Source organism: Methylorubrum rhodinum (genome assembly GCF_014199935.1).
Taxonomy (GTDB): Bacteria; Pseudomonadota; Alphaproteobacteria; order Rhizobiales; family Beijerinckiaceae; genus Methylobacterium; species Methylobacterium rhodinum.
In genome coordinates this window covers 1-22,641 of sequence record NZ_JACHOP010000033.1, presented here as the reverse complement: position 1 = coordinate 22,641, position 22,641 = coordinate 1, and the positions used below count along the sequence as shown (strand labels likewise).

The 22,641-nt window shown below is 70.0% G+C and carries 24 protein-coding genes, 2 tRNA genes and 1 pseudogene; 11 read left to right on the top strand and 16 right to left on the bottom strand.

What is annotated here, in order from left to right:
* From HNR00_RS23555 to purD, 7 genes are all read right to left on the bottom strand, one after another.
* Nucleotides 1–420, bottom strand: coding sequence for a hypothetical protein (locus HNR00_RS23555; protein ID WP_183573663.1), 420 nt, complete (start codon nt 418–420; stop codon nt 1–3).
* Between the two features lie 2 nt (nt 421–422).
* Complete coding sequence (locus HNR00_RS23550; protein ID WP_183573661.1) at nt 423–716, bottom strand: hypothetical protein; 294 nt, start codon at nt 714–716, stop codon at nt 423–425.
* 160 nt (nt 717–876) lie between these two features.
* Nucleotides 877–1,920, bottom strand: coding sequence for a substrate-binding domain-containing protein (locus tag HNR00_RS23545; RefSeq protein ID WP_183573659.1), 1,044 nt, complete (start codon nt 1,918–1,920; stop codon nt 877–879).
* A gap of 226 nt (nt 1,921–2,146) precedes the next feature.
* Nucleotides 2,147–2,389 carry a hypothetical protein gene (locus tag HNR00_RS23540; RefSeq protein WP_183573657.1) on the bottom strand — a complete coding sequence of 81 codons (243 nt, stop codon included), beginning with the start codon at nt 2,387–2,389 and terminating at the stop codon, nt 2,147–2,149.
* A 528-nt stretch (nt 2,390–2,917) separates the two neighbouring features.
* Nucleotides 2,918–3,148, bottom strand: a complete 231-nt coding sequence (locus tag HNR00_RS23535; RefSeq protein WP_183573655.1) for a hypothetical protein — start codon at nt 3,146–3,148, stop codon at nt 2,918–2,920.
* A gap of 239 nt (nt 3,149–3,387) precedes the next feature.
* Complete coding sequence (locus HNR00_RS23530; protein WP_183573706.1) at nt 3,388–3,831, bottom strand: nucleoside deaminase; 444 nt, start codon at nt 3,829–3,831, stop codon at nt 3,388–3,390.
* Complete coding sequence (gene purD / locus HNR00_RS23525) at nt 3,828–5,132, bottom strand: phosphoribosylamine--glycine ligase (RefSeq protein ID WP_183573653.1); 1,305 nt, start codon at nt 5,130–5,132, stop codon at nt 3,828–3,830. Before purD ends, HNR00_RS23530 begins: the two co-directional genes overlap by 4 nt.
* Before the next feature lie 100 nt (nt 5,133–5,232).
* Here purD and HNR00_RS23520 point away from each other — a divergent pair, with 100 nt between their 5' ends.
* From HNR00_RS23520 to xseA, 3 genes are all read left to right on the top strand, one after another.
* The gene (locus HNR00_RS23520; RefSeq protein WP_183573651.1) at nt 5,233–5,949 is read left to right on the top strand and encodes a hypothetical protein; all 717 of its coding nucleotides are present in this window, start codon (nt 5,233–5,235) and stop codon (nt 5,947–5,949) included.
* Nucleotides 5,950–6,020: 71 nt separating this feature from the next.
* Nucleotides 6,021–6,248 carry a hypothetical protein gene (locus HNR00_RS23515; RefSeq protein ID WP_246391035.1) on the top strand — a complete coding sequence of 76 codons (228 nt, stop codon included), beginning with the start codon at nt 6,021–6,023 and terminating at the stop codon, nt 6,246–6,248.
* 131 nt (nt 6,249–6,379) lie between these two features.
* Nucleotides 6,380–7,915 carry an exodeoxyribonuclease VII large subunit gene (xseA, locus tag HNR00_RS23510; RefSeq protein ID WP_183573649.1) on the top strand — a complete coding sequence of 512 codons (1,536 nt, stop codon included), beginning with the start codon at nt 6,380–6,382 and terminating at the stop codon, nt 7,913–7,915.
* Between the two features lie 292 nt (nt 7,916–8,207).
* On the opposite strand, the gene HNR00_RS23505 is transcribed toward xseA, so the two are convergent.
* The 3 genes from HNR00_RS23505 to HNR00_RS23495 all read right to left on the bottom strand — a co-directional run bounded on the left by HNR00_RS23505 (nt 8,208) and on the right by HNR00_RS23495 (nt 10,600).
* A complete protein-coding gene (locus HNR00_RS23505; protein ID WP_312886108.1) occupies nt 8,208–9,371 on the bottom strand; it encodes a YbfB/YjiJ family MFS transporter in 1,164 nt (387 codons plus the stop codon).
* Nucleotides 9,368–9,763 carry a lysozyme inhibitor LprI family protein gene (locus HNR00_RS23500; protein ID WP_183573647.1) on the bottom strand — a complete coding sequence of 132 codons (396 nt, stop codon included), beginning with the start codon at nt 9,761–9,763 and terminating at the stop codon, nt 9,368–9,370. Before HNR00_RS23500 ends, HNR00_RS23505 begins: the two co-directional genes overlap by 4 nt.
* 75 nt (nt 9,764–9,838) lie before the next feature.
* Nucleotides 9,839–10,600, bottom strand: coding sequence for a GNAT family N-acetyltransferase (locus HNR00_RS23495; protein ID WP_183573645.1), 762 nt, complete (start codon nt 10,598–10,600; stop codon nt 9,839–9,841).
* A gap of 165 nt (nt 10,601–10,765) precedes the next feature.
* On the opposite strand from HNR00_RS23495, the gene HNR00_RS25690 reads away from it, so the two are divergent.
* From HNR00_RS25690 to HNR00_RS23480, 3 genes are all read left to right on the top strand, one after another.
* Entirely contained in the window at nt 10,766–10,993 is a 228-nt protein-coding gene (locus HNR00_RS25690) for a DUF4170 domain-containing protein (protein WP_183573643.1), read from the top strand.
* A 297-nt stretch (nt 10,994–11,290) separates the two neighbouring features.
* Nucleotides 11,291–12,235 (top strand): ribose-phosphate pyrophosphokinase, encoded by a 945-nt coding sequence (locus HNR00_RS23485; protein WP_183573641.1) that lies wholly within the window; start codon nt 11,291–11,293, stop codon nt 12,233–12,235.
* A 221-nt stretch (nt 12,236–12,456) separates the two neighbouring features.
* A complete protein-coding gene (locus HNR00_RS23480; RefSeq protein ID WP_183573639.1) occupies nt 12,457–13,422 on the top strand; it encodes a LysR family transcriptional regulator in 966 nt (321 codons plus the stop codon).
* A gap of 280 nt (nt 13,423–13,702) precedes the next feature.
* Here HNR00_RS23480 and HNR00_RS23475 read toward each other — a convergent pair whose 3' ends face one another.
* The 3 genes from HNR00_RS23475 to fdxA all read right to left on the bottom strand — a co-directional run bounded on the left by HNR00_RS23475 (nt 13,703) and on the right by fdxA (nt 16,196).
* On the bottom strand, nt 13,703–14,575 hold the full coding sequence (locus tag HNR00_RS23475) for an RNA polymerase factor sigma-32 (protein ID WP_137831096.1): 873 nt from the start codon (nt 14,573–14,575) through the stop codon (nt 13,703–13,705).
* Between the two features lie 280 nt (nt 14,576–14,855).
* Nucleotides 14,856–15,446: a CarD family transcriptional regulator gene (locus HNR00_RS23470; protein WP_183573638.1), complete on the bottom strand. Its 591-nt coding sequence runs from the start codon at nt 15,444–15,446 to the stop codon at nt 14,856–14,858.
* Between the two features lie 411 nt (nt 15,447–15,857).
* The gene (fdxA, locus tag HNR00_RS23465) at nt 15,858–16,196 is read right to left on the bottom strand and encodes a ferredoxin FdxA (protein WP_183573636.1); all 339 of its coding nucleotides are present in this window, start codon (nt 16,194–16,196) and stop codon (nt 15,858–15,860) included.
* 547 nt (nt 16,197–16,743) lie between these two features.
* Here fdxA and HNR00_RS23460 point away from each other — a divergent pair.
* The 5 genes from HNR00_RS23460 to HNR00_RS23440 all read left to right on the top strand — a co-directional run bounded on the left by HNR00_RS23460 (nt 16,744) and on the right by HNR00_RS23440 (nt 19,413).
* The gene (locus tag HNR00_RS23460) at nt 16,744–17,334 is read left to right on the top strand and encodes a hypothetical protein (protein ID WP_183573634.1); all 591 of its coding nucleotides are present in this window, start codon (nt 16,744–16,746) and stop codon (nt 17,332–17,334) included.
* A 196-nt stretch (nt 17,335–17,530) separates the two neighbouring features.
* On the top strand, nt 17,531–18,517 hold the full coding sequence (gene acuI, locus HNR00_RS23455) for an acrylyl-CoA reductase (NADPH) (protein WP_183573632.1): 987 nt from the start codon (nt 17,531–17,533) through the stop codon (nt 18,515–18,517).
* Nucleotides 18,518–18,562: 45 nt separating this feature from the next.
* The gene (gene greA, locus HNR00_RS23450) at nt 18,563–19,027 is read left to right on the top strand and encodes a transcription elongation factor GreA (RefSeq protein ID WP_183573630.1); all 465 of its coding nucleotides are present in this window, start codon (nt 18,563–18,565) and stop codon (nt 19,025–19,027) included.
* Between the two features lie 185 nt (nt 19,028–19,212).
* Nucleotides 19,213–19,289: transfer RNA gene (locus HNR00_RS23445), tRNA-Pro, on the top strand.
* Nucleotides 19,290–19,336: 47 nt separating this feature from the next.
* Nucleotides 19,337–19,413 (top strand) — tRNA-Arg (locus HNR00_RS23440).
* 493 nt (nt 19,414–19,906) lie between these two features.
* Here the strand turns inward: HNR00_RS23440 and HNR00_RS26110 are convergent.
* The 3 genes and pseudogenes from HNR00_RS26110 to HNR00_RS23425 form a co-directional block, all read right to left on the bottom strand.
* Nucleotides 19,907–20,974 (bottom strand): annotated as a pseudogene (locus tag HNR00_RS26110) (recombinase family protein); the annotation flags it as partial.
* Between the two features lie 489 nt (nt 20,975–21,463).
* Nucleotides 21,464–21,754 (bottom strand): type II toxin-antitoxin system RelE/ParE family toxin, encoded by a 291-nt coding sequence (locus tag HNR00_RS23430; protein ID WP_183573628.1) that lies wholly within the window; start codon nt 21,752–21,754, stop codon nt 21,464–21,466.
* The gene (locus HNR00_RS23425; protein WP_183573626.1) at nt 21,751–21,999 is read right to left on the bottom strand and encodes a type II toxin-antitoxin system ParD family antitoxin; all 249 of its coding nucleotides are present in this window, start codon (nt 21,997–21,999) and stop codon (nt 21,751–21,753) included. Before HNR00_RS23425 ends, HNR00_RS23430 begins: the two co-directional genes overlap by 4 nt.
* Nucleotides 22,000–22,641 lie beyond the last annotated feature (642 nt).

The following is a 22,641-nucleotide window of genomic DNA, read 5'->3' as shown; positions in this document are numbered from 1 at the left end:
TCAGGGGCGCGGCGGCCCGTCGAACCGCTCGGCGATGACGTCGCGGTACTGCTTGTCCGAGGTGCGGAACAGGAACACGAAATAGCCGACGATGATGAGCGCGGTGAACGCCATCGCGCCCCAGTTGAAGGCGTAGTCGAAGCGCGTGCCGATGATCGTCGCGGCCTTCTCGGGGGTGAAGTCCAGCTTCTCCCACTGCGCCGCCATCACGGCGTTCTGGCCGAGCGATTCCCAGGTCGGGTTCTCGACGGTCCTGGTGGTGGTGCCCCCGCCCGCGAGCTTGAGCAGCAGCGGCAGGTAGAGGGTGATGACCACGAGCACCAGCATCAGCAGCGCGTCGAAGATCTGCCCGGCGACCGACTGGGCCGGCGGCTCGTAGGGGGTACGACCTTGGGGCTTGCGAGCGGGAGAATCGGCCATGGTCAGACCTCGCCCTTGCGGCGCAGGGCCCGCAGCTGATCGAGATAGTACAGGTCCATCCCGTAGATCGCGGCGCGGTCCTCGCCGTAATGGCGGATCATCGCGGCGACCGCGGCGGTGTTGAGGAGCACGACGCAGAGGCCCACACCGACCATCAGCCCCGTGAGGCCGGCGGCCGCGATGGCGTCCCGCATGGTCCAGAAGGTGAAGGCGTAGACCAGCCAGACGACGACGACGGCCAGGATCGCCGCCGCCCTGTCGCGGCCGAACATGGCGGAGACCCGCGGATCCTGCACGGCGCACCTCCCAGATGGTTCTTGAAAGGAATTGACCTTTCTTATCGAGAAATATCCCGCCGGCCCGGACGCGCGTCAAGCACGAAGTTGCGCATTCCTGCGGCAAATGCGCGAAATTGTTCCAGTCGTCCGCGTTCGGGGAGCGGCGACCGGAAAGGGCTCAGTGCATGTCCGTCTCTGCGAGGCGGTAGCCGGGGATGTCCGCGGCGCGCGCTCCGACGGCGGCGATCAACTCGTCGAAGACCGGGGCGGCGAGCGTCCGGCTCGCGGCGAGGTAGTACCGCTCCCAGCCGACCGACAGGAAGTCGAGGCCGAGCCGGTCGGCCGCGGCCCGCACGCCGAGCCCGACATCGGCCGCGCCGCAGGCGATCATGGCCGCGACCGCCTGATGGGTGAACTCCTCGACCTCGTAGCCGCGGATCCGGGCCGGTGCGAGGCCGGCCTCCGCGAGCATGCGGTCGAACCAGAGCCGCGTGCCCGATCCCGGCTGGCGGTTCACGTAGCGCACGCCCCCGGCCGTCAGGTCGGCCAGGGTGCGGATGCCGAGCGGGTTGCCGGGGGCGAGGAGAAGCCCCTGCTCGCGCTCGAACAGGGGATGCACCGCGAACCCGGCGGCTGCGTTGACGCCGGAGAAGGGCGCCTCCGCCTGCTCGGGGGAGAGCGCGCCGCAATGGAAGCCCGCGACGTCGATCCCGCCCGCGAGCAGCAGCCGCACCGCCGCGCTGCTTCCCATCACCGACAGCCGGATCTCCCCGTGCTCGGGCGGAATCGCGTGCAGCACGTCGAGCAGCAGCGGGTCGTGGCTCGCCGCGAGCGCCAGCGCGCCGGCTTGGCCGGTGAGCAGGCGGCGCAGGCGGTGCTCGATGGCGCGGGTCTCGCGCTCGAGGCTCGCGCCGACGCCCGAGGCGGCCGAGGCGAAGGCCTCCGCGAGCGTGGTCCCGAACTCGGTGAGTTCCGAGCCCTGGCCTTGGGTCTTGCGCACGATCGGTCGGCCGAGCGCCGTCTCGCAGGCCTGCAACCGGTTCCAGGCCGCGCGGTAGGACAGGCCGAGGGTTTCGGCGAAGCCCTTGATCGAACCCGTCCGCCGGATCGCCTCGAGCATCACCATCAGGTCGCCCACCTCGAACGCCTTCGCGCCGATCCGCACCGTCCCGCCGAGCTTGAAGGCGACGGCAAGGGATTCCCTACCGGCAACGACGTTCATATGGGCGGGTCTCCAGTTGTCGCAGACAACCAGATACCCTGAAACCCGCCGACCTGTCGCGGGTCGGCGATGCCCCTTCCGACGCGTCTTCACCAGACGTCTTCGCGGGGTGGTCCCGTCGACCCGGCGGAGCGGCACAGGGGGCGCGTTCGATCCCGCCGCCGCAGGACTTGGACGGGCGGCCCCGGTCGCGGCCGACCCCGCGCCGATCCGGGATCGGTCGGCCTCAGCGGGCTCCGCGGCGGGCAGGGGTGGTCCGGGCCGCCGCGACCGGCTCGTCGGGCGATTTCTGCGCGACGGGAGCGCCGAGCGCGGCCATCAGCACGCGCAGGCCGTCCACCCACTCTTCGGCCTCGGCCAAGGTGGCGAGGCCGCTGCGCCGGAAAACCTTGTCGGGCTCGATGGTGGCGGTCACGTCGAACCGCCCGTCCTCCCGGTCGCTGATCGTGTAGGTCACGAGGCGAGGCATGGGAGGGACTTAGGGCAGGGCGCGCCGGAAGGAAACCCGACACCGCGGATGAAAATCTTGACGACACAACGATATAGCGGACCGTCCAGGATCCCGGGTCCAGGACGATGCGCCGGTTTCCCGTGCCGCATCGGCCCGAAAGCCGGCGGCCACCTTTCGGGCCGATGCTCTTGACGGGCCGTTCGCCGCGCCGGTTCGCGCGCCGCCCTCACGCACCTCGGACAGTTCGACAGACCGGAAACGCCGTCGTCACGATCGGTCACGACGGCGCGCCCGTCACCGGGGCCGCGGCCACGGGACGGCTCACAGACGCATATCGCACAGGCTCGACCCCGATCGAAATTAACAAATGAAGTTTTCGGCCGAAGAGCGCGTCGCGTCAAGCGCGTCCGGTCGTCAGGGGCGGTCGCCCAGTCACACGACCGGCGCCCCCGATCCGGCGCCGGATCCGGGCGGATCGCCCCGTCCCTGCATTCTTCGTGACGTCCCCCCTCTCAACCGACCGGCATCCACGCCGTCGGACCTGCTCTAATAGGTGAGGGTCCACATCCTGTCGGGCTGCGGCCTGATGATCTGTACGATGTTTCGACTGCGGAACTCGTCGGATTCCAAGTAGCTCTTCAGCACGTCGGCTAGATCGTTGCCGAGATGCGCTTTCGTATGGATGCCGATCTCTTCCGGGGTCGGTTCTCGACCGAGAATGAGCTTGAAGCACGCAGCGATATCGGCCAGCGTTGCCCTTACCATGGAATCCCCCACCTGAAAGACTGATCCTTAAATCGTTTCGAATTGATTTTTCCATAACGAACACGTGAATCGATTACTGAAAAAGGCGGTGTTGCACCGATGCACCGGCCGGCGCATCCGGGCACCCGACGCGTCCTGCGGGACGGCGCCCCGGTTCGTCCCGCCGCATGGGGCGCCGATGCCGGGCCGCATCGGCGCGGCGGCGTCCGGCTATGCCCTGCTTGCCGATCCTCCGGCGGACCGGACCCGGATCAGCTCCGCCGCCCTTCGAAGAAGCCGCGCAGCAGGGCCGCCGCCTCGCCCGCGCGAAACCCCGAATAGACCTCCGGGGCGTGATGGCAGGTCGGCTGGTTGAACACCCGCGGGCCGTGCTCGACGCCGCCGCCCTTGGGGTCGCTCGCCGCGTAGTAGAGGCGGCGGATGCGGGCGAACGAGATCGCGCCCGCGCACATCGGGCAGGGCTCCAGCGTCACGTAGAGGTCGCAGCCCGTCAGCCGCTCGTCGCGAACCGCGGCGCAGGCGGCGCGGATCGCCAGGATCTCGGCATGCGCCGTCGGGTCGTGCAGCGCGCGGGGGCGGTTGCCGGCCACCGCCAGCACCGTGCCGTCGCGGACCACGGCCGCGCCGACCGGCACCTCGCCGAGCCCCGCCGCCTCGCGGGCGGCGGCGAAGGCGAGGTCGAACGGGTCCATCAGTCGGACAGGGTCTCGGCCGCGGCCTCGCGGGCGACCGCCCGTCCGCCGATGTCGCGGCGGCAGAAGCCCTCCGGCCAGTCGATCCGGTCCAGCGCCGCGTAGGCGCGGCCTTGCGCCTGCCCGACGCTGGCGCCGAGCGCGGTCACCGCGAGGACGCGCCCGCCATCGGACAGCAGCCGGTCGCCGTCGCGGCGGGTGCCGGCCTGGAACACGATGGCGCCGCCCTCGGCCTCCGCCGCCTCGACGCCGCGGATCTCGGAGCCGCGGGTGACCGGGCCGGGATAGCCCTGCGCCGCCATCACCACGGTGAGCGCCGCGCGGGCCGGATCGAAGCCGATCGTCACGCCGGAGAGGTCGCCCTGGGCGGCGGCGAGCAGCGCCGGCACGAGGTCGCCGGTGAGGCGCGGCATCAGCACCTGCGCCTCGGGATCGCCGAAGCGGGTGTTGTACTCTATGAGCTTGGGACCGGCCTCCGTCAGCATCAGTCCGGCATAGAGGATGCCTGAGAACGGCGTGCCGCGCTCGGCCATGCCGCGAAGCGTCGGGGCGATGATCGCCTCCATCACGGTGCGCTCGATCTCGGGCGTGACGATCGCGGCGGGGGAATAGGCGCCCATGCCGCCGGTGTTGGGGCCGCGGTCGCCGTCATGGACGCGCTTGTGGTCCTGCGCGGTGCCCAGCGGGATCGCGCGGGTGCCGTCGCAGAGCGCGAAAAAACTCGCCTCCTCGCCGAACAGGCATTCCTCGATGACGAGGGCGCCGCCCGCGTCACCCAGGATCGCCCGCACGGCCGCCTCGGCCTGTTCCAGCGTCTCGGCCACCGTCACGCCCTTGCCGGCGGCGAGCCCGTCGGCCTTGACGACGATCGGCGCGCCCTGCTCGCGCAGGTAGGCGAGCGCCGGCTCGAGATCGGTGAAGCGGGCGAAGGCCGCGGTGGGGATCGAGCGCTCGGCGCACAGGTCCTTGGTGAAGCCCTTGGAGCCTTCGAGCTGCGCCGCGGCCTTCGTCGGCCCGAAGGCCGGGATGCCCGCGGCCTGGAGGTCGTCCACGAGCCCGGCCACCAGCGGCGCCTCCGGCCCGACCACCACGAGCCCGATCTTTTCCGCCTCGCAGAACCGCACGACGGCGGCGTGGTCGGCCACCTGAAGGTCCGGGCGGTTCTCGCCGTGCCGGGCCGTGCCGGGATTGCCGGGAGCCACGAAAAGCCTCTGGCACAGGGGCGACTTCGCGATCGCCCAAGCCAGGGCGTGCTCGCGCCCGCCGGAGCCGACGAGCAGGATGTTGAGAGGGGTCTGGCTCATGGTCCCACCCCTTCCCAAAAATCGCCGCCCGGGGGAAGAGCCATCGCGCGGGAACGCGAAGGCGGTCGCCGGCGCTTGTGGCCGAGAAGGAGGAGGCTCGATGCCCGCACCCCCGTCCGAGCGGCCGAAGCCCCGGCTCGGCCTCGACCGCGCCAACACCCTGGTGCAGACGCTGGCGATCCTCGGGGCCGGCGCCTGGGGCGTCTACACCTTCATCTACGAGGCCCGGATCAAGCCGGGCTTCGAGCCGCCCTCGGTGACGGTCAAGACCGACCTCGTCCGGGTCGGCGAGCGCGACCACCATGTCGCGATCCGCTCGACGGTGACGCGCACCAATGTCGGCCATGCGGGGGTGCGCGTGCTCGGCCTCACCTACACGGTGATCGGCCTGCGCACCCGCTTCGCGCCGCCAGGCCCGGACGCGGCGGCCCGCGAGGCGGAATTCCGCCGGAGCCTCGACCGGGCCGCCACGGTGGACGCCGCCCGCGACTACGTCCGCGAGAGCGCGACCGAGGTCCCGATCCTGCGCCAGGGCGTGCTGTTCTCCGGCGCCACCGACCTGCCGAGCGAGCCGTCCGAGCTGAATCCGGGGGAGGCGGTCTCCCGCGACCTCATCGTCTACGCCGACCGCACCGAGTTCGACGCCGTGCGCTTCGAGGTGCGGCTCGCCTATGCCCGCGAGGACGCCGCGCCCGTGCGCCTGCGCTTCGAGACGCAAGGCGACGGCACCCTCGGGCTCGCCCCCGCGGCAGCCTGCCCGGCCCCGAACTGCCCGCTGCGCAGCACGGATTTCGCCACCGAATTCTCGCTCTGGTGATTTTTTGCGTGAAGCGTCGATTTCCGTGCGAGCCGCGGGCGCGAGGCGGAACGCCGGAGCCCGGTCGCTCGTTGACGCAAGCCATGCCCCTCTGCCGCCACTCGACCCTCCCCGCGCTTCCCGCCCCACCCGGGCCGACGGCCGTGCGGCTGTCGCATTACGTGGTGACCCGCCGCACCGCGCCGCGCGCCGCCAACGACAACCGCCGCCCCCGCGCCGTCCCGGCCTGGCCCTGGGCGGTGGCGATCGCCGCCGCGCCGATGCTGACGGCGGCCTTGATTGTGATGCAGCTGATCTGAGGGAGGGACGGAGGTCTCTCTCGAATCGGTTTCTTGCAGCCCGCGGGTTGACGCGGCGCCCCACATCCCTCCCCAACCTGTGGCCGCCGCGCCCTTTACCCGGCCCGGCCCGGTCCCGTAGCGTCCGGGGCATGCCGCTCGTGCCCCCGCCGCGTCCCGCCGCCGTGCCGCCGCCTCCGCCGCCGGGGGAGGCCGCGCCCAGTGCGCTCCTCAATGCCAACGCCCCCGAATGGTCGGTCGGCGACCTCGCCGCCGCGCTCAAGCGCACGCTGGAGGATTCCTTCGGCCATGTGCGCCTGCGCGGCGAGATCTCGGGCTATCGCGGGCCGCACGGCTCGGGCCACGCCTACTTCTCGCTCAAGGACGGCAGCGCCAAGATCGACGCGGTGGTGTGGAAGGGCGTGCTCGGGCGGCTGCGCCAGAAGCCCAAGGAGGGGCTGGAGGTCGTCGCCACCGGCAAGATCACGACGTTCGCCGGCAAATCCTCCTACCAGATCGTGGTCGATTCGATGGAGCCCGCGGGCGTCGGCGCCTGGATGGCGCTGCTGGAGGAGCGCAAGCGCGTGCTGGCGGCCGAGGGGCTGTTCGCGCCCGAGCGCAAGCGGCCGATTCCGTTCCTGCCGAGCGTGATCGGCGTCGTCACCTCGCCGACGGGCGCGGTGATCCGCGACATCCTCCACCGGCTCGCCGACCGGTTTCCGCGCCCCGTCCTGGTCTGGCCGGTGCGGGTGCAGGGGGAGGGGGCCGCGCCCGAGATCGCGGCCGCCATCCGCGGCTTCAACGCGCTGACGCCCGGCGGGGCGATCCCGCGGCCGGACGTGCTGATCGTCGCCCGCGGCGGCGGCTCGATCGAGGATCTGTGGGCCTTCAACGAGGAAGCGGTGGTGCGCGCCGCCGCCGAGAGCGCGATCCCGCTGATCGCGGCGGTCGGCCACGAGACCGACACCACGCTGATCGACTACGCCGCCGACCGGCGCGCCCCGACGCCGACCGGCGCGGCCGAGATGGCGGTGCCGGTGCGGGCCGAGTTGCTGGCGCAGATCCACGATCTCGGCGCCCGGCAGGCCGGCACGGTGCTGCGGCGGATCGAGCGCGAGCGCTCGGATTTCCGCGCACTCGTGCGGGCGATCCCCAACCCGGACGCCTTCCTGGCCGGCAAGCGCCAGCGGCTTGACCTCGCCGAGGCGCGGCTGCGGCCGGCGCTCGCCGCCAACGCCCGCGATTCCCGCGAGCGCCTGGCGCGGTTGGCCGACCGGCTGACCCGCCGCTCGCCGGCCATCGCACTCGCCGAGGCCCGCACCCGGCTCGCCGGCATCGACCACCGCCCGCGCACCGCCCTGCTCCGCGCACTCGAGCGCCGCCGCGACCGGCTCGGGGGCCTCGAGCGGATGCTCGGCGCGCTGAGCTACCGGGCGGTGCTGGCCCGCGGCTACGCCCTGGTGCGCGACGAGGCCGGCCTGCCGATCCGCTCGGCGGAGGCCGCCGGGGTCACAGCCCGGCTCCAGCTCCAGTTCGCCGACGGCGCCATCACCGCCGTGCCCGAGGGCTCGGCGCCGCCGCCCCCGGCGAAGCCGAAGCGCGCCGCCCGCAAGCCGGCGCCCGAGGCGGCTCCGAGGCCGGAGGCCGCCGAGCCCGCGCCCGCGGCGCGGCAGGGGTCGCTGTTCTGAGGCGGCGGGCCGAGATTTCGACGGGCCGGATCACACGCTTCCGATTGAACTCATGGGCTCAGCCGGGCCCCCTCTACCCGCACGCGGGCAGAGGCCTTCATGGACCCTGTCGTCGATGCAGGAAGCGAGGTGAAGCCGGAGCGGTGGTGACGGGCGACTCCGGTTGAGATCCGTCCTGAACGGCCCCCTCACCTTCGGCTGCCGCCTTGCCGCGCCGACGACAGGGTCGTCGCGGCCCTCTCCCCGCAAGCGGGGCGAGGGGATGCGCACGTCGCCGAGCGCATCGTTGACGTCACGCCTCGCGCCACAGCCACGCGGCCGTCCCCAACAGAACCACCGTGGCCGCCGCCCCGGTCCAGGCCAGGGCATCCCCGCCAGACCCGTCGAGCGCGCGGACCATGAGCGGGCCGGCGATCTGGCCGGCGGCGAAGGCGGCGGTCATGCGGGCGATGAGGGGGGTCGGGTCGGCGGGATGCGTCGCGCGGGCGAGCTGGAGGCCGGCCATGGTCGCGACCATGAAGGTACCGCCGACCAGCAGCGCCGAGGCGGCGACCGTCCAGAGCGACGGGACGATGAGGGGCAGGGCGGTCCCGAGCGCCATGACGCCTTGCGCCACCGCCCAGACGCGGCGGCGCGGCGCCCTCGGCAACCACCGGGCCACGCCCGCGACCGAGAGGGCGGCGGCCAGCCCGAACAGCGGCCATGCGAGCCCGAACACCAGCGGATCGGGCGTGAGCGCCCGCGCCATGGCCGGCAGGAAGGTGGCGGGCACGATGTAGCCGAAGCCGAAGGCGCCGTAGCAGATCACGAGGGCCGCCTGCCCGCCCCGGCGCTCCGCCGGGGCCGCGGCGGCGGGCGGCGCGTCTCCGGCCCCACTCGCGCCGCGCGAAAATCCCCACACGAGCCACGCGCCGGTCGCCGCGATCAGCCCGAGCTCGAGCCAGAGCCGGTCCGCCGGCTGGCGTCCGCCAAGCCAGGCCAGGATGCCGGCGAGGGCGATGCCGAGGCCGACGCCGGTATAGATCCAGGCGCCCCGCGCCTCGGCCCGGTGCCGGGCGAGTTCGGCGAGGCACCAGCCGCTGGCGCAGACGAGGGCCCAGGCGCTGAACACGCCCGCCGCCGCCCGCAGGCCCGCTCCCAGGAGCGGGTTGCCGGTCCCCGCCATCGCCAGCGTCGTCCCCGCGACACCGGCGAGGCCGAGCCGCAGGCCGCGGCGCGGATCGTCGGAGAACCACGCGGCGGTGAGCGCGCCGACGAGGTAGCCGACATAGTTGGCCGCCGCCCATTCGGCGCCGGTGGCGGCATCGAGGCTGCCGTCCCGGATCATCAGCGGCATCAGCGGCGTGAAGGCGAACCGGCCGATCCCCATGGCGACGGCGAGCGCCACGAGGCCGGCGACGACCGGCCGGAGCGCGGGATCGGCGGGGGAGGGCGCGGGCGTCGGGTCTCGGATCACTCGGCGAGGTTGCCGACACAGGCGAGGTCGCCCTCCTCACAGGCGAGATAGCCGGCGAGCCGTTTGGTCCGCTCCTGCGTGAGCGCGGCGAGGCAACCCGCGCGCACCATCGGCTGGGCCGAGCCGCCCGTCGTGCCGAGCGCTTCGAGATCGCAGGTCCTGTCGCGGTAGGGCAGCCAGGCGCGCTGCGCCTCCTTGAGGCCGGCTTGCGCCTGCGGGCCGATGCGCTTCATCAGCCGGGCATAGGCCGCGTTCATCGCCGCGTCGGCGCGCTTGAGGTCGGAATCGGCGCAGGCGTTGAGATCGGCCTGGGTCGTGCCCCTGCACTCGGCGGCCGCGGCCGGACCGAGCGCGAGACCGAACGCGGCGACGACGACAAAGGCGCGGACCATCTGGCACTCCCGGCAACGACCGGCCCATACGGCCCGCCCGGCGCGGCAGGTCAAGCGCGATCGCCGATCCCGCCGTCAGGCCGGATCGCGGCTTCGGTACGAGTACGAGAAAAGCTCGCGTGCGAAGCCGAGCCCGGCATAGAGCCGGCGGGCGGGGGCGTTGTCGGCCACCACCTGCAGGCAGGCGGCGCGGGCGCCCTCGGCGCGGCCCCAGCGCAGCAGCGCGGCGACGACCCGGCGGGCGAGGCCCTGCCCGCGCAGCGCCTCCAGGGTGCCGACCGACTCGATCACCACGAGGTCGCGGTCGAGCGCCGCGTAGGCCATGGCGGCGACCGCACCGTCGCGCCGGATCGCCGCGAAGGCCTTGGGCAGCAGGATCGTGCGGATCATCTCCGCGTAGACGCGGCTCGTCTCGGAATCGGCCGCGTTGAGGGCGGCGCGGGCGGCGAGCCAGTCGGCATCGGGGGAGGGCGCCAGGGTCACCTCCGGGTCGGGCGGCCAAGCATGGTCCGCGAGGTCGGCGAGCAGGGTCAGGGAGCGGCCGAAGGCGGTGTAGCCCCGCCGCTCCAAGGAGGCGTCGAGGTCCGGGGCGATCTCCGGCACCCGGAACAGGGCGGGCCGCCCGAGCCCGGCATAGGCCGCCTCGCAGGCCGCGATCACCGCCTCCGGCTCGGCCCGGTGGCCCCGCAGCGGATTGACCGAGTTCGGGCGCCGCGACGGCCCGCCCGAGGCCCGCAGCAGGTAGCCGCCGACGAGACGCTGGCACGGCAAGGGCCACGCATTGAGGCAGGCCTCCTCCACCGTCCAGGCGAGGGCCTCTTCTTCGCGAGCCGACATGGGCACTCCTGCGGTCGCCGAGCCGACGAGAGGGAGGCATTCGACGTCCGAGCACGCAACCCCCTCCCGATGCGGGGCGGCTTGACCCGCTCCCCGGCCTCTGCGACCGACGCGGCACGGCTCGTGCCTTCCCGTGGCCCCGAGCCCTGCGGCAGGAGAGGCCCCGTGACCACGGCGATCGAATCGGACCAGAAGCTCCACCTCGTGTTCGGCGGCGAGTTGGAGGACGTCTCGGGGGTGCGCTTCCGCGACCTGAAGGATCTCGACGTGGTCGGCATCTTTCCGGACTACGCCTCCGCCCAGAAGGCGTGGCGTTCGAAGGCCCAGGCCACCGTCGACAGCGCCCAGACCCGCTACTTCATCGTCCACCTGCACCGCCTGCTCGAGCCGTGAGGGCGTCGCCCAAACGGGCGAAGCGATCGTCCTGCTTCCGCATGCCCGGCGCGACGAGCGCCGCGCACAGCGGGCCCCGGCGCCAGCCGAGGCGTCGAGCGGAGCGAAGCCCACGCCCGCGGAGGCGGGCGCCGGCGATCGAGGCCCGCCGAAAACCTCACAACAGCTTCGCTCCGCTAAGCTGTTGTGACGAAGCGGCCCCGCTGTTATGAGCCCGCGCGACCGGATTGCGGCGCGGTCCCGGACGTGCCTCGTCGTGAGCGTTCCGCCCGTTGAGAGAGCCGAGAGACGCCCGGCATGACGTCGTCGATCAAGATCATCGCAGGCAATGCGAGCCGCCCGCTCGCGGAGGCGATCGCGTCCTATCTCGAATTGCCGCTCGCGAGCTGCATGGTCCGGCGCTTCGCCGACATGGAGATCTTCGTCGAGCTGCAGGAGAACGTGCGCGGCGAGGACGTGTTCATCGTCCAGTCGACCTCGTTCCCCGCCAACGATCACCTGATGGAACTGCTCATCATGATCGACGCGGCGCGGCGCTCCTCGGCGCGGCGCATCACGGCGGTGATCCCGTATTTCGGCTACGCCCGGCAGGACCGGCGCACCTCGGGTCGCACGCCGATCTCGGCCAAGCTCGTCTGCAACCTCATCACCGAGGCCGGGGCCGACCGCGTGCTCACCCTCGATCTCCATGCCGGCCAGATCCAGGGCTTCTTCGACATCCCCACCGACAACCTGTTCGCCGCCCCCGTGATGGTGCGCGACATCAAGGAGCGGCTGGCGCCCGGCCAGCGCATGGTGGTCTCGCCCGATGTCGGCGGCGTGGTGCGGGCCCGCGCGCTCGCCAAGCGCATCGACGCCTCGCTCGCCATCGTCGACAAGCGCCGCGAGCGCGCGGGCGAGTCGGAGGTGATGAACATCATCGGCGACGTCGAGGGCCAGTCCTGCATCCTCGTCGACGACATCGTCGATTCCGGCGGCACCCTGGTGAACGCCGCGGAAGCCCTGCTCAACGCGGGCGCCAAGGACGTGTCGGCCTACATCACCCACGGGGTGCTCTCGGGCGGGGCGGTCTCGCGGATCAGCGCCTCGCGGATGAAGGAACTCGTCATCACCGACTCGATCCAGCCGACCCAGGCGGTCAAGCTCGCCCGCAACATCCGCGTGATCTCGATCGCGCCGCTGCTCGGCGAGGCGATTGGGCGTACGGCCACCGAATCGAGCGTGTCGAGCCTGTTCACCTGACGCCGTCGCTCGGCGACGATCCGGACGAAGTCGAGTTATTCCGGTTGCAATCCGTTCACCCTCCGAAATTATCCCAGATCCTGAAACGAGTTTTCCGAACGGACATCCGATGGCCGAGCCTCGTTGAAACCGGTATGCGTTAGGCGCAAGGGGGATTTACGCGTGGCTGCAGGCAACCGGCCGGGCGTCGATCACGGAACGAGTGGATGGACCGCGGAAAAATGCCGCATCCTCAACTGCTGCGCGACATGGCCCTCTTCGTCGAGGTCGCGCGCCGCAAGAGCTTCAGTCAGGCGGCGGTTGCCCTCGGCATGCCGATCTCGTCCCTGTCGCGGCGCATCACCCTGTTCGAATCGGCGGTGGGCCTGCGGCTGCTCGACCGCACAACCCGCAAGCTGGCGCTGACCTCCTACGGCGAGGCCTATCTCGCCCAGGTCTCGCGCCTCGTCGACGAGGCGCAGCGCACCTTCGACGACATGATGGCGGTGGCCAAGGGCCCCAGCGGTTTCCTCAAGATCGCTGCGCCGCCGGATTTCTGGGTTCTGCGCCATCTCTCCGGCGTCATCACCGAGTTCTCGGCCCAGCACGAGCACATCCACGTCCACGTCGATCTCAAGCCCGCGCCCGTGGACCTCGTCGGCGACAATTACGACCTCGCCGTGGCGATCGAGGAGCCGCGGGAGACCTCGCTGATCGTACGCAAGGTCGCCGAGGTCGAGAACGGTATCTTCGGCGCGCCGTCCTACCTCGCCGAGCGCGGCGAGCCGGTCGCCCCCCTCGACCTCGAGCGCCATCAGGTCATCGTGCCCACCCAGGGGACCAGCGCCACGTGGTCGCTGAGCCGCCACGGCGAGAGCGTGGCGATCACCGTCGGCGGGCCGATCTCCTGCAACTCGCCGAGCCTCGCCCGGCGCTTCGCCGTCGCCGGCCAGGGCATCACCACCGCCAACGTCATCAACGTCGACAGCGACGTCTGCAGCGGGCGCCTGCGGCGGGTCCTGCCGGACTGGACCCTGCCGGCGACGCCGGTCTACTTCGTCACCACCTCGCGGCTGCTGCCGGCCAAGTCCCGCAGCTTCATCGACTTCGCCACCAAGCGCCTCGCCGCGGTGCTCGCCACCGCTTCGCGCGATGCCCGCCGCCCCGCCGGGCGGGGGCGGATGGTGGACCGCGTGCTCACCTCCTGATTTTTTTGGCATCGCTCGCGACGGCGGCAAGCAAAACCGCTCCGTCATTGGCGACGCAATCCAGAGCGCGACCGTTCCGGGCAGAGCGAGACCGCGCCGCCAAGACGGCGCGGCGCGCGCCTTTTTCGGGGAATGCGGAGCGTCGTATGGCCTCGGTTCCGCCGCGCAATGACGGCGTGGGGTGGAAACCGCCGGTGCGATCCTTCGATGCGGACATCCGCATCGCCCATGAAAAAGGGGCCGCACCCGCAGGTACGGCCCCTTCCGATCAAGGTCCCGCTCAGGCGTACACGCTGCTCGGTGCCTGCGGGAATTTTTCGGCCAGAGCCCGGCGGAGTTTCTCCAGGGCGCGATTCTCGATCTGGCGGACGCGCTCCTTCGAGATGCCGAGGCGATGGCCCAACGCTTCGAGGGTCGCCTGATCCTCGGCGAGCCGGCGCTCGCGCAGGATGCGCAGCTCGCGCTCCGACAGCACGGTGAGGGCCTGGCGCAGCCAGATCAGGCGGCGCTCGCCATCGACCCGTGCCGAGACGGTCTCGTCGGGAAGCGCCGCGCCGTCCACGAGGAAGTCCATGCGCTCGGAGGAGGCGTCGCTGTCCTCGCCGACGGGGGCGTTCAGCGACATGTCGGGGCCCGACAGCCGGGCGTCCATCAGGGCCACGTCCTCGCGCGACACGCCGATGGCGGTGGCGATGCGGCTGTGGATCTCGGAGCCGACCTGCTCCTCGGTCGATTGCATCAGCCGGGCGCGCAGGCGCCGCAGGTTGAAGAACAGGGCCTTCTGGGCCGAACTCGTCCCGCCGCGCACGATCGACCAGTTGCGCAGGATGTAGTCCTGGATCGAGGCGCGGATCCACCACGTGGCGTAGGTCGAGAAGCGCACGTCCCGCTCCGGCTCGAACCGGGCGGCGGCCTCCATCAGGCCGACATGGCCCTCCTGGACGAGGTCGGCCATCGGCAGGCCGTAATGGCGGAAGCGGCCGGCGAGCGCGATCACGAGGCGCATGTGGGCGGAGATCAGGCGGTGCAGGGCGCGCTCGTCGCGGGCCTCCTTCCAGGCCACCGCCAGCCCACGCTCTTCTTCCCGCGCAAGGAACGGCGCCTCCATCGCTGTTCGAACGAACTGACGCCGCATCCCCGCGATCTCTGCCATGCCCGCCTCTCTCGTGAGCGTTTTTGGATCGGACCGCGGGACGATGCCGTTCGCTTTAAGAGCCCGCAGGTGCGGACGCGAACGCACCCGGGTCGGGCCATTCGTGGCTCAGTCACAACAATCGACCGCCGGGGTGGTTCCCTGCGAGCGCGTGGAACCGATCACAAGAAATTCAAGAGGCATGCTCAGGAGGCATGAAAAAAGGGCCCGGCTTGCACCGGACCCTCTCAACAACACGCGCGAAACATGGTCCGGACGCTTGGCCCGTCCGGCGACCGCCTCAGGCGGCCTCCTCCACGTCACCCTCTTCGCCGTCGGCCTCGGCATCCGCGTCGGCCTTGGCGCGGCGCGGCGACTTGGCGAGGCTCTGCTCGATCAGCTTGAGCGCCTCGGTCTCGGTGATCTTGTTCACCGAGGAGATCTCGCGCACGACGCGGTCGAGGGCGGCCTCGTAGAGCTGGCGCTCGCTGTAGGACTGCTCGGGCTGGGCCTCGGAGCGGTAGAGGTCGCGCACCACTTCCGTCACCGAGATCAGGTCGCCGGAATTGATCTTGGCCTCGTATTCCTGGGCGCGGCGCGACCACATCGTCCGCTTGACGCGGGCGCGGCCGGTCAGCACGTCGAGGGCCTTCTTGACGAGTTCCGGCTCGGCGAGCTTGCGCATGCCGACGCTGTTGGCCTTCGCGGTAGGCACGCGCAGGACCATCTTGTCCTTCTCGAAGGAGACGACGAACAGTTCGAGCTTGTAGCCGGCGATCTCCTGCTCCTCGATCGCGGTGATCCGCCCGACGCCGTGCGCCGGATACACGACCGCCTCGCCGGTCTTGAAGCCTTGGCGGCCTGCTGCCGTCGTCTTCTTGGCTGTGGTCATGCGGAATGAGCCTCCACTGTAATCCACGCGGGTCTCTCGCCCGCGCTCGTCGCTTCCGGGGCGGGACACCCGGCGCACGCCTGTTCCGACGGCCCCGATCCGAAGGCCTGCCGGTTCCCGGGCACTGGTCGCGCTGCCCACACCGCACGAAGGAACGCGCCGGGAGCGAGATGCTTCCGGCGGTCGATCGCAGCCAACCTCGTTTCCAGGAAGATGGAACCCGCCGGGGCGGTGACGAAGGAAGCGCATCGGGCGTGAGCGACGGCGATCATTCGTATAGCACGAATGGCCGGCGAATCAAAGGATTGCCGGCACGTCGGGCGCGTATCCGCGGGGGATGACGAAAGCAGGGCAGGGCCCCGAAGCGGGGCCGGCCAGGCGCGTTTGAGGCGTAAGGCCGGAAGCGCCGGCTCAGTCGCCCGAGCCGGGATTGGCGGAGAAATGCGCCTCGAACTTGCCCGAGACCCCGTCCCACTGCTTGGCGTCGGACGGCGCGTCCTTCTTCTGGGTGATGTTGGGCCAGGACTTGGCGTAGTCGGCGTTGACCTTGAGCCACGTCTCGAGGTTGCCCTCGGTGTCGGGCTTGATCGCCTCGGCGGGGCATTCCGGCTCGCACACGCCGCAATCGATGCACTCGTCGGGATGGATGACGAGCATGTTCTCGCCCTCGTAGAAGCAATCCACGGGGCACACCTCGACGCAGTCCATGTACTTGCACTTGATGCAGTTGTCGGTGACGACGTAGGTCATGGGCCGTTCGGTCCTGCAATCCTCTCCCGCGCCGCGAGGGGCGCCGCCCGGTACCGGGCCGGCTGCCCTTTCGCGGGACGGTGTCCGCGCCCCGGGCGCCGCCGTCGCCCGGTCGGCCAAGCGCTCTAGACCCTGGCCGATGGCCTGACAAGCGCAGTTGGAACGCACTGGCCGTGTCCTTGGCCAAGGTTCTTGGTCAAGGTCCTTGGCCAAGCAACCCGGCCTCGGGGCCGAACGCCGCCGGACGGCGAGGGCCGGGCACCGCCCGGACGCCCGGCGAAAGACTCAGGTGCGCCCGCGGCGCGATCCCAAGGCCGCAACGTCGCCTTCTCCGGCATTCCGCGAGCGGCCCGGCCGGTTCCGGCAAAGTCGAGGGATGGCGGAAAGGTCTGCGTAGTCTGAGTCGTTGGTTAATTTTACTGTCTTCGACGATCGAGCTTGTCCGGAACGCAACCTTGGCTGCACTTGTCGCGTCGAGAGGAGCGCGCGCCGGATTCGGTCGCGGCACTCGAGACCTCAAGTAACGCGTCTTGCCGAGGACCCCTTCATGGCCGCCTTGTCCCTCCGCCCCACCCTCCTCGCCGCGGCGCTCGCCGCCCTGTCGGCCAGCGTCGTCCCCGCCCAGGCCGGCGGCGGCTGCGTCAGCGCCGAGTGCTACCGCCGCGTCACCACGCCGCCGGTCTTCGACACCGTCTCCGAGCAGGTGCTGGTCCAGCCCGCCCGCACGGTCTACCGCTCGACGCCCCCGGTCTACGACACCGTGTCCGAGCGCGTGCTGGTCGCCCCCGGCGGGCGCCGCTGGCAGACGAGCACCGATGCGTACGGCCAGCTCGTCGGCTGCTGGGTGACGACCCCGCCGCAATACGCCGTCCAGACCCGCCGGGTGCTGGTGCGCCCCGCCGAAGTGATCCCGCAGACCCTGCCGCCGGTCTACGCCACGACGCAGCGCCAGGTGCTGGTCCAGCCCGCCCGCGCCGCCTGGGTGCCGGCGGCCGCCCCGGCCTACGGCCCGCGCCCCGGCTACGGCCCGCTCGGTGTGGGCTCGATCCCGGACGCCTTCGGGCTGGCCGGCGCGTCGGCCGCCGACATCTCGGTCGGCCTCGGCTTCTCCCGCGGCAGCGTCTACGACGGCTACTGATCCCGCCGTATGCCGGGCGCGAAGAGCGCTCCGCTTGGGCAGGCCTCGGCTTCGAGCCGAGGCGGCGAGCGGGGCGAGAGCCGAGGCTGCGGCTGCAGCCGTCGGCGTTTGAGGCCATCAAGAAAAGCAGATCGATCTTGAATCGGCTCGGCGACGCCGTAGCTCCCTTCCCCGACAGAGATCGGGGGAGCGGAGCATGGCGGCGTTCAGGGCCTGGGTGATCGAGAAGGCGGAGAGCGGCCAGACCCTGGCGCTCCGCGACGTCGAACCGTCCGAGTTGATGGACGGCGACGTCACCGTGCGGGTCTCGCATTCGGGCCTGAACTACAAGGACGGGCTCGCGATGACCGGCCGGATGCCGGTGGTGCGCCGCTTCCCCATGATCCCCGGCATCGACTTCGCCGGCACGGTCGAAGCCTCCGAGCACGCCGCCTACAAGCCGGGCGACGCCGTGGTGCTGACCGGCTGGGGCGTCGGCGAGACCCATCTCGGCGGCCTCGGCGAGGTGGCCCGCGTGCGCGGCGACTGGCTGGTGCCCCTGCCCGAGGGCCTGTCGCCGGCCCGCGCCATGGCGATCGGCACCGCCGGCTACACCGCGATGCTGTCCGTCCTGGCCCTGGAGCGTCACGGCCTCACCCCCGAATCCGGCCCGGCCCTGGTGACGGGCGCGGCCGGCGGCGTCGGCTCGGTGGCGGTGGCCCTCCTCAGACAAGCCGGCTGGCACGTCGTCGCCGCGACCGGCCGCGGCGACGAGGCGGATTACCTGAAGAAGCTCGGCGCGGCCGAGATCCTGGAGCGCGAGGCGCTCGGCGGCGAGCCGCGCCCGCTCGCCAAGGAGCGCTGGGCCGCCGGCATCGACGCGGTCGGCGGCCGGGTTCTCGCCAACGCGCTCGCGATGACCAAGGGGGGAGGGGCGATCGCGGCCTGCGGCAATGCCGGCGGCATGGACCTGCCCTCCTCGGTGGCGCCGTTCATCCTGCGCGGCGTCGCGCTGCTGGGCATCAACAGCGTGACGACGCCGCTCGCACCCCGCCGCGCCGCCTGGGCACGGCTCGCTCGCGACCTCGACCTCGCGCTCCTCGACGCGATGACGACGACCGTGCCCCTGGAGGAGGCCGGCGGACGCGCCGAGGCGCTGCTGGCCGGCCGAGTGCGCGGACGCACGGTCGTGGCGGTCGCCTGACCTCGGAGGCGGAACCGTCGCCCGGCCCTGCGCATTGGCGCTCTCATGAGCAGAGCATTCGTCCGTGAGCCGGAGGGTGGCGAGGCCTTCGAGGACCTGCCCGACCGGCCGATCTCCCCCCATGCCAACTTCGTCACGCCCGAGGGCCTCGCGCGGATCGAGGTCGAGACGGCGCGGCTGGAGGCCGAACTCGCCGGCCTCTCGCCCGAGGACAAGGCGGCTCATGCCCGCGTCTCGCGCGACCTGCGCTACTGGAGCCTGCGCAAGAACTCGGCGCAGCTCGTCGACGAGGCGCCCGACGGTGAGACCGTGCGCTTCGGCACGACCGTGACGATCCTGCGCGAGGACGACACCCGCCAGACGTTTCGGATCGTCGGCGAGGACGAGGCCGACCCGAATGCCGGCTCGATCTCCTACGTCGCGCCGCTCGCCCGCGCGCTGACCGGCAAGGGCGTGGGCGACACGGTCACCGTCAACGACCACGACTTCGAGATCGCCGAAATTCGCTGAGCGGAGCCTGCCGAGCGGCGAGGGTTCGTCCGCCGGCTTGGCCATCGGCATCGACACCCGCCCGGTTCTTTTCGCGACGCGGCTCCGAGCCCTTCGCGAAAAGAACCGCCCGAACGGCGAAGAGTCGCTTGCGACCCCGGAAAGTGCCGGCTATAAGCCCGCTCGCCGGCCCTCGGGGGCGGCATCGGAGTGTAGCGCAGTCTGGTAGCGCACCACGTTCGGGACGTGGGGGTCGCAGGTTCAAATCCTGCCACTCCGACCAAAAGCAAGAGGAGAACCATCCGACAAGGATGGCAGGACAGTAAAAAGGCGCCCGTAGCTCAGCTGGATAGAGCACCAGACTACGAATCTGGGGGTCAGAGGTTCGAATCCTTTCGGGCGCGCCATCACTTTTTCACCGGACAAAAAATCGGCTAACACCTTGAACGGTAAGGACAGATTTGCCGTTCTAAATCCCTCGCCGCGCTTGTAGCGCAAGCGGTCGGCAAAGGTGAGTTTTAGGACCGCGCGGCGGTCCTCGATCCGCCCCGAAGTCCAGAGTTTCCAAGGACTTGCGAGGAAGCCGAGCGCCGTTCTAAGTCTCTGGTCGAAGGCTCCTTGCGGCATCGTCGCGGTCGCCATCTTCTCTGCGATCAGCAGCTTCTCTTTTTCTAGGCGTCCGATTTTTTCTTCAAGCGCCCGGAGCGCCGCCGGAACGCTGATTTCGACGATCCGCTGCACGGTATCGTCGATTTGCCGCTCGACGCGGGCCAGCTCCTCTTTCAGCGCCTTCTTACGCGCCTGACCATTCGCGGCCCTGCGCGCCCACAGCTCCTTGAACATGGCCGTTGCCATTGCGAACAGGCGCGGGTCCGGCTCGGCGGTGCGGAGCAGGGCCTCGAACTCGCCCTCGATCACATCGCGGCGGATCGACTTCCCATAGGAGGCGCACGGCTTTCTCGGGCAGAGGTAATACGGGTGCCGGGCATGGGTGCCCTTCGACCAGCAGGCGGTTAGCGGCTCCCCGCAATCGTCGCACATGACGAAGGTGCGCAGCGGGAAGTCGTCCGAGAGGTTCTTCCGGGACGGCAGGCGCTCCTTGCCGTTCAAGCGGTCCTGGATGCGCTGGTGGGTCGCGACGCTGATCAGCGGCTCGTGATGGCCTTTGCGGAAGGGGATGCCCCAGCACTCCGACCCGACCAGCCCGGCATAGGCGGGATTGCGGAGGATATCGCCCGCGCGCTGGTGCGGGACCTTGCCCTTGCGGCTTTTGGGGAAGAGGGGATGCGCCTCCAGAAAGCGGTGAACGTCGGCGGCGTTGCCGAAGGTCGCATTCGCGAACCCCTCCAGCGCTTCGATGACGACCGACGCGACAGGCTCGTCCCGCAGCAGCACCTTCCCGGCATGGCCCGAAGCTTTGCCGTAGCGGTAGCCCACAGGCGCGCAGAACACGGCATAGCCGTTTTCCAGGCGCGAGCGCATGCGGACGTTCGTCTGCTCCATGTTGTGTTTGCGCTGATAGTCGGAGACGGCGACGCTCATGTTCTCGACAAGGCGCGAGGTGGAGTCGTTGCCATAGACCATGTGCGGCGACTCCAGCGTCCCGCCCATCTCGTCGATCATGCGCCGCAAATCGCCGTAGAGGTACATATCCCGGCTGAAACGGTTGATATGGTCGAAGACGATCCGGTAGCGCTTCGTCCGGTCGGACCGCATGACTTCGAGCAGCGCATCGAGGCCGGGCCTGCGGCTCGCGCTGCCCGTCAGATCGTCCGTGAAGGTGCCGCAGACCTCATAGCCACGGCTTTGCGAGTAGTTTAGGCAGGCGGTGAGCTGGGAGTTGAGGCCGTCGCCCGCGACGACCTGCTTCTTCGAAGACACGCGCCCGTAGATGAACGCGAGCTTCGTCTCCTGGATTACAGATTTACTCTTCGGAATGACGGGCTTTCTCGTTCTTTGCGCGGGCATGCGGCCTCCTAGGTTTTGGCGTGATCTCCTGTTGCTTTGTCTAGTCTAGCGAATCGGATTCGTCCCGAATCGGATTGATGATGCTTTCGACAATCTGCCCACAACTATCGGCGGGCAAATCCATCTCGACCCACATACGCATAATATCCTAGACGATGCGCATCAGCTCGGAGGCCTGCTCGTCGGAGATATCGAGGCCGTTGAGGTGGGAGCGGAACTCGTTTTCGTCGAAATCCGCCATCGACGCCGGCACACTTTTTTCGTCGCCCGAGCCTTGAAGGATTTTATTCCTGGAGTCACCAAAATCAGTCATAACGCACCTCCTTTCCTATTTTCCGGGCGTTTCCAAAGTCTATCTTGAAACGAATTCCTAGTAAAGGAATATATTCACAGACTTTAGGCAGCCTTAATGAGAAAGCTGGTGATTGCGATTACCAGTGTAAGGGGCGGCGCCATCAATTTCGAAGTTTTTTTGCGGTATTGCCAAGCTTAGGAAAGCCAGCGCTCCCAGTCCGCGCGGCCCGGCAAAATGCGGACGATCAGCACGCCTGCATCGTCGAGCGTGTAGGCGACAAGATGCGCGCCATAGGGATGAAGACGGAGCGGCGGCGTGAACTCGGTCCGCTCGCGCGCAAGCCGTGGATTGTCCGCGATCAGGTCGAAGAGATCGAAGAGACCGTCCTGATAGCGCTCGGCCTGCCGTGTGCCGAACTGCGCCTCGCCGTCGGCATAGAGGTCCGCGATATCGCGGTCCGCGGCTTCCGTGGTCCGGTAGGTCACGCTTTGCGCGCCGCCGCCGTCTCCATGGACAGCCGCCGGATATCGTCCTTCGTGCGGGTGCTGATACCGCTCTCGATGCCTTCGGTCACAAGCGCCTGCAACTCCGCAAGCTTGGCATTGCGTTCCTGGTCGCGGCGGATGAGGTCGCGCACATAATCGCTGGCATTGCTGTAGCGGCCTGTCCGGGCCTGGGCCTCGACCCAATCCTTCATCGGATCGGGGAGGGATACGTTCATTGTCGCCATGGGGCCTCCTCAAATTAGGATGCCAGAGAATGGCAAAGATTGTCAAAATTTCTTTACCTGGACGAACGGGCCTGATCCGCTCGCCTCGTGCCTGCCATGACCGCCGCCTTTGATGGTTGAGCGGACCAGACCCGTCCGTCCTCATCAACAGGCGGGTCCTCGCCATGCTCGCGCAAATGCGCTGCGCGTGGCTCCAGTCCCGGCTTCGCCGCTGTTGATGAGGCCGCCCGGCTCCGGTTGATGGTTTTCATAGGCTTCGATGCTGGAAGCTTTGGACAAGCTGCGCAGTCCGGCAACCATAAAATCACGAGCGAAGATGAGGGTCATTAAAACAAGCCGAACGATAAGCGGGGCGATTATGAAGTATGGAGGAAGCGGATAGGCTGGGCTGTGGGAAGGGCGAGACAGAAGCGGGCAGGCGATGCGGGAGCGGAGGGGTCAGTAAGGTTCAGCAGCAGGGGCAGAGGTAAGACTGGGAAGCTGGAGCGGAGGGCAACATCGGAAGATGCAAGCTGTGCGGGGTAATACCCCGCCCACTTGGCAAGGGGGTGATCTGCCCCCACGAGGTGGTCCAAGTTCGAAGTTAGTGCAGGGTCGGCCTTTGCTCCACGGGTAGCTTGGCCGGCGGAGCCGGTCGGGTGA

Excerpts from the sequence above, each read along its gene's own strand:
- HNR00_RS23555 (WP_183573663.1), bottom strand. The coding sequence starts at position 420 with ATGGCCGATTCTCCCGCTCGCAAGCCCCAAGGTCGTACCCCCTACGAG.
- HNR00_RS23545 (WP_183573659.1), bottom strand. The coding sequence starts at position 1,920 with ATGAACGTCGTTGCCGGTAGGGAATCCCTTGCCGTCGCCTTCAAGCTC.
- HNR00_RS23540 (WP_183573657.1), bottom strand. The coding sequence starts at position 2,389 with ATGCCTCGCCTCGTGACCTACACGATCAGCGACCGGGAGGACGGGCGG.
- purD (WP_183573653.1), bottom strand. The coding sequence starts at position 5,132 with ATGAGCCAGACCCCTCTCAACATCCTGCTCGTCGGCTCCGGCGGGCGC.
- HNR00_RS23520 (WP_183573651.1), top strand. The coding sequence starts at position 5,233 with ATGCCCGCACCCCCGTCCGAGCGGCCGAAGCCCCGGCTCGGCCTCGAC.
- xseA (WP_183573649.1), top strand. The coding sequence starts at position 6,380 with ATGCCGCTCGTGCCCCCGCCGCGTCCCGCCGCCGTGCCGCCGCCTCCG.
- HNR00_RS23500 (WP_183573647.1), bottom strand. The coding sequence starts at position 9,763 with ATGGTCCGCGCCTTTGTCGTCGTCGCCGCGTTCGGTCTCGCGCTCGGT.
- HNR00_RS23495 (WP_183573645.1), bottom strand. The coding sequence starts at position 10,600 with ATGTCGGCTCGCGAAGAAGAGGCCCTCGCCTGGACGGTGGAGGAGGCC.
- HNR00_RS23485 (WP_183573641.1), top strand. The coding sequence starts at position 11,291 with ATGACGTCGTCGATCAAGATCATCGCAGGCAATGCGAGCCGCCCGCTC.
- HNR00_RS23480 (WP_183573639.1), top strand. The coding sequence starts at position 12,457 with ATGCCGCATCCTCAACTGCTGCGCGACATGGCCCTCTTCGTCGAGGTC.
- HNR00_RS23475 (WP_137831096.1), bottom strand. The coding sequence starts at position 14,575 with ATGGCAGAGATCGCGGGGATGCGGCGTCAGTTCGTTCGAACAGCGATG.
- HNR00_RS23470 (WP_183573638.1), bottom strand. The coding sequence starts at position 15,446 with ATGACCACAGCCAAGAAGACGACGGCAGCAGGCCGCCAAGGCTTCAAG.
- fdxA (WP_183573636.1), bottom strand. The coding sequence starts at position 16,196 with ATGACCTACGTCGTCACCGACAACTGCATCAAGTGCAAGTACATGGAC.
- HNR00_RS23460 (WP_183573634.1), top strand. The coding sequence starts at position 16,744 with ATGGCCGCCTTGTCCCTCCGCCCCACCCTCCTCGCCGCGGCGCTCGCC.
- acuI (WP_183573632.1), top strand. The coding sequence starts at position 17,531 with ATGGCGGCGTTCAGGGCCTGGGTGATCGAGAAGGCGGAGAGCGGCCAG.
- greA (WP_183573630.1), top strand. The coding sequence starts at position 18,563 with ATGAGCAGAGCATTCGTCCGTGAGCCGGAGGGTGGCGAGGCCTTCGAG.
- HNR00_RS23425 (WP_183573626.1), bottom strand. The coding sequence starts at position 21,999 with ATGGCGACAATGAACGTATCCCTCCCCGATCCGATGAAGGATTGGGTC.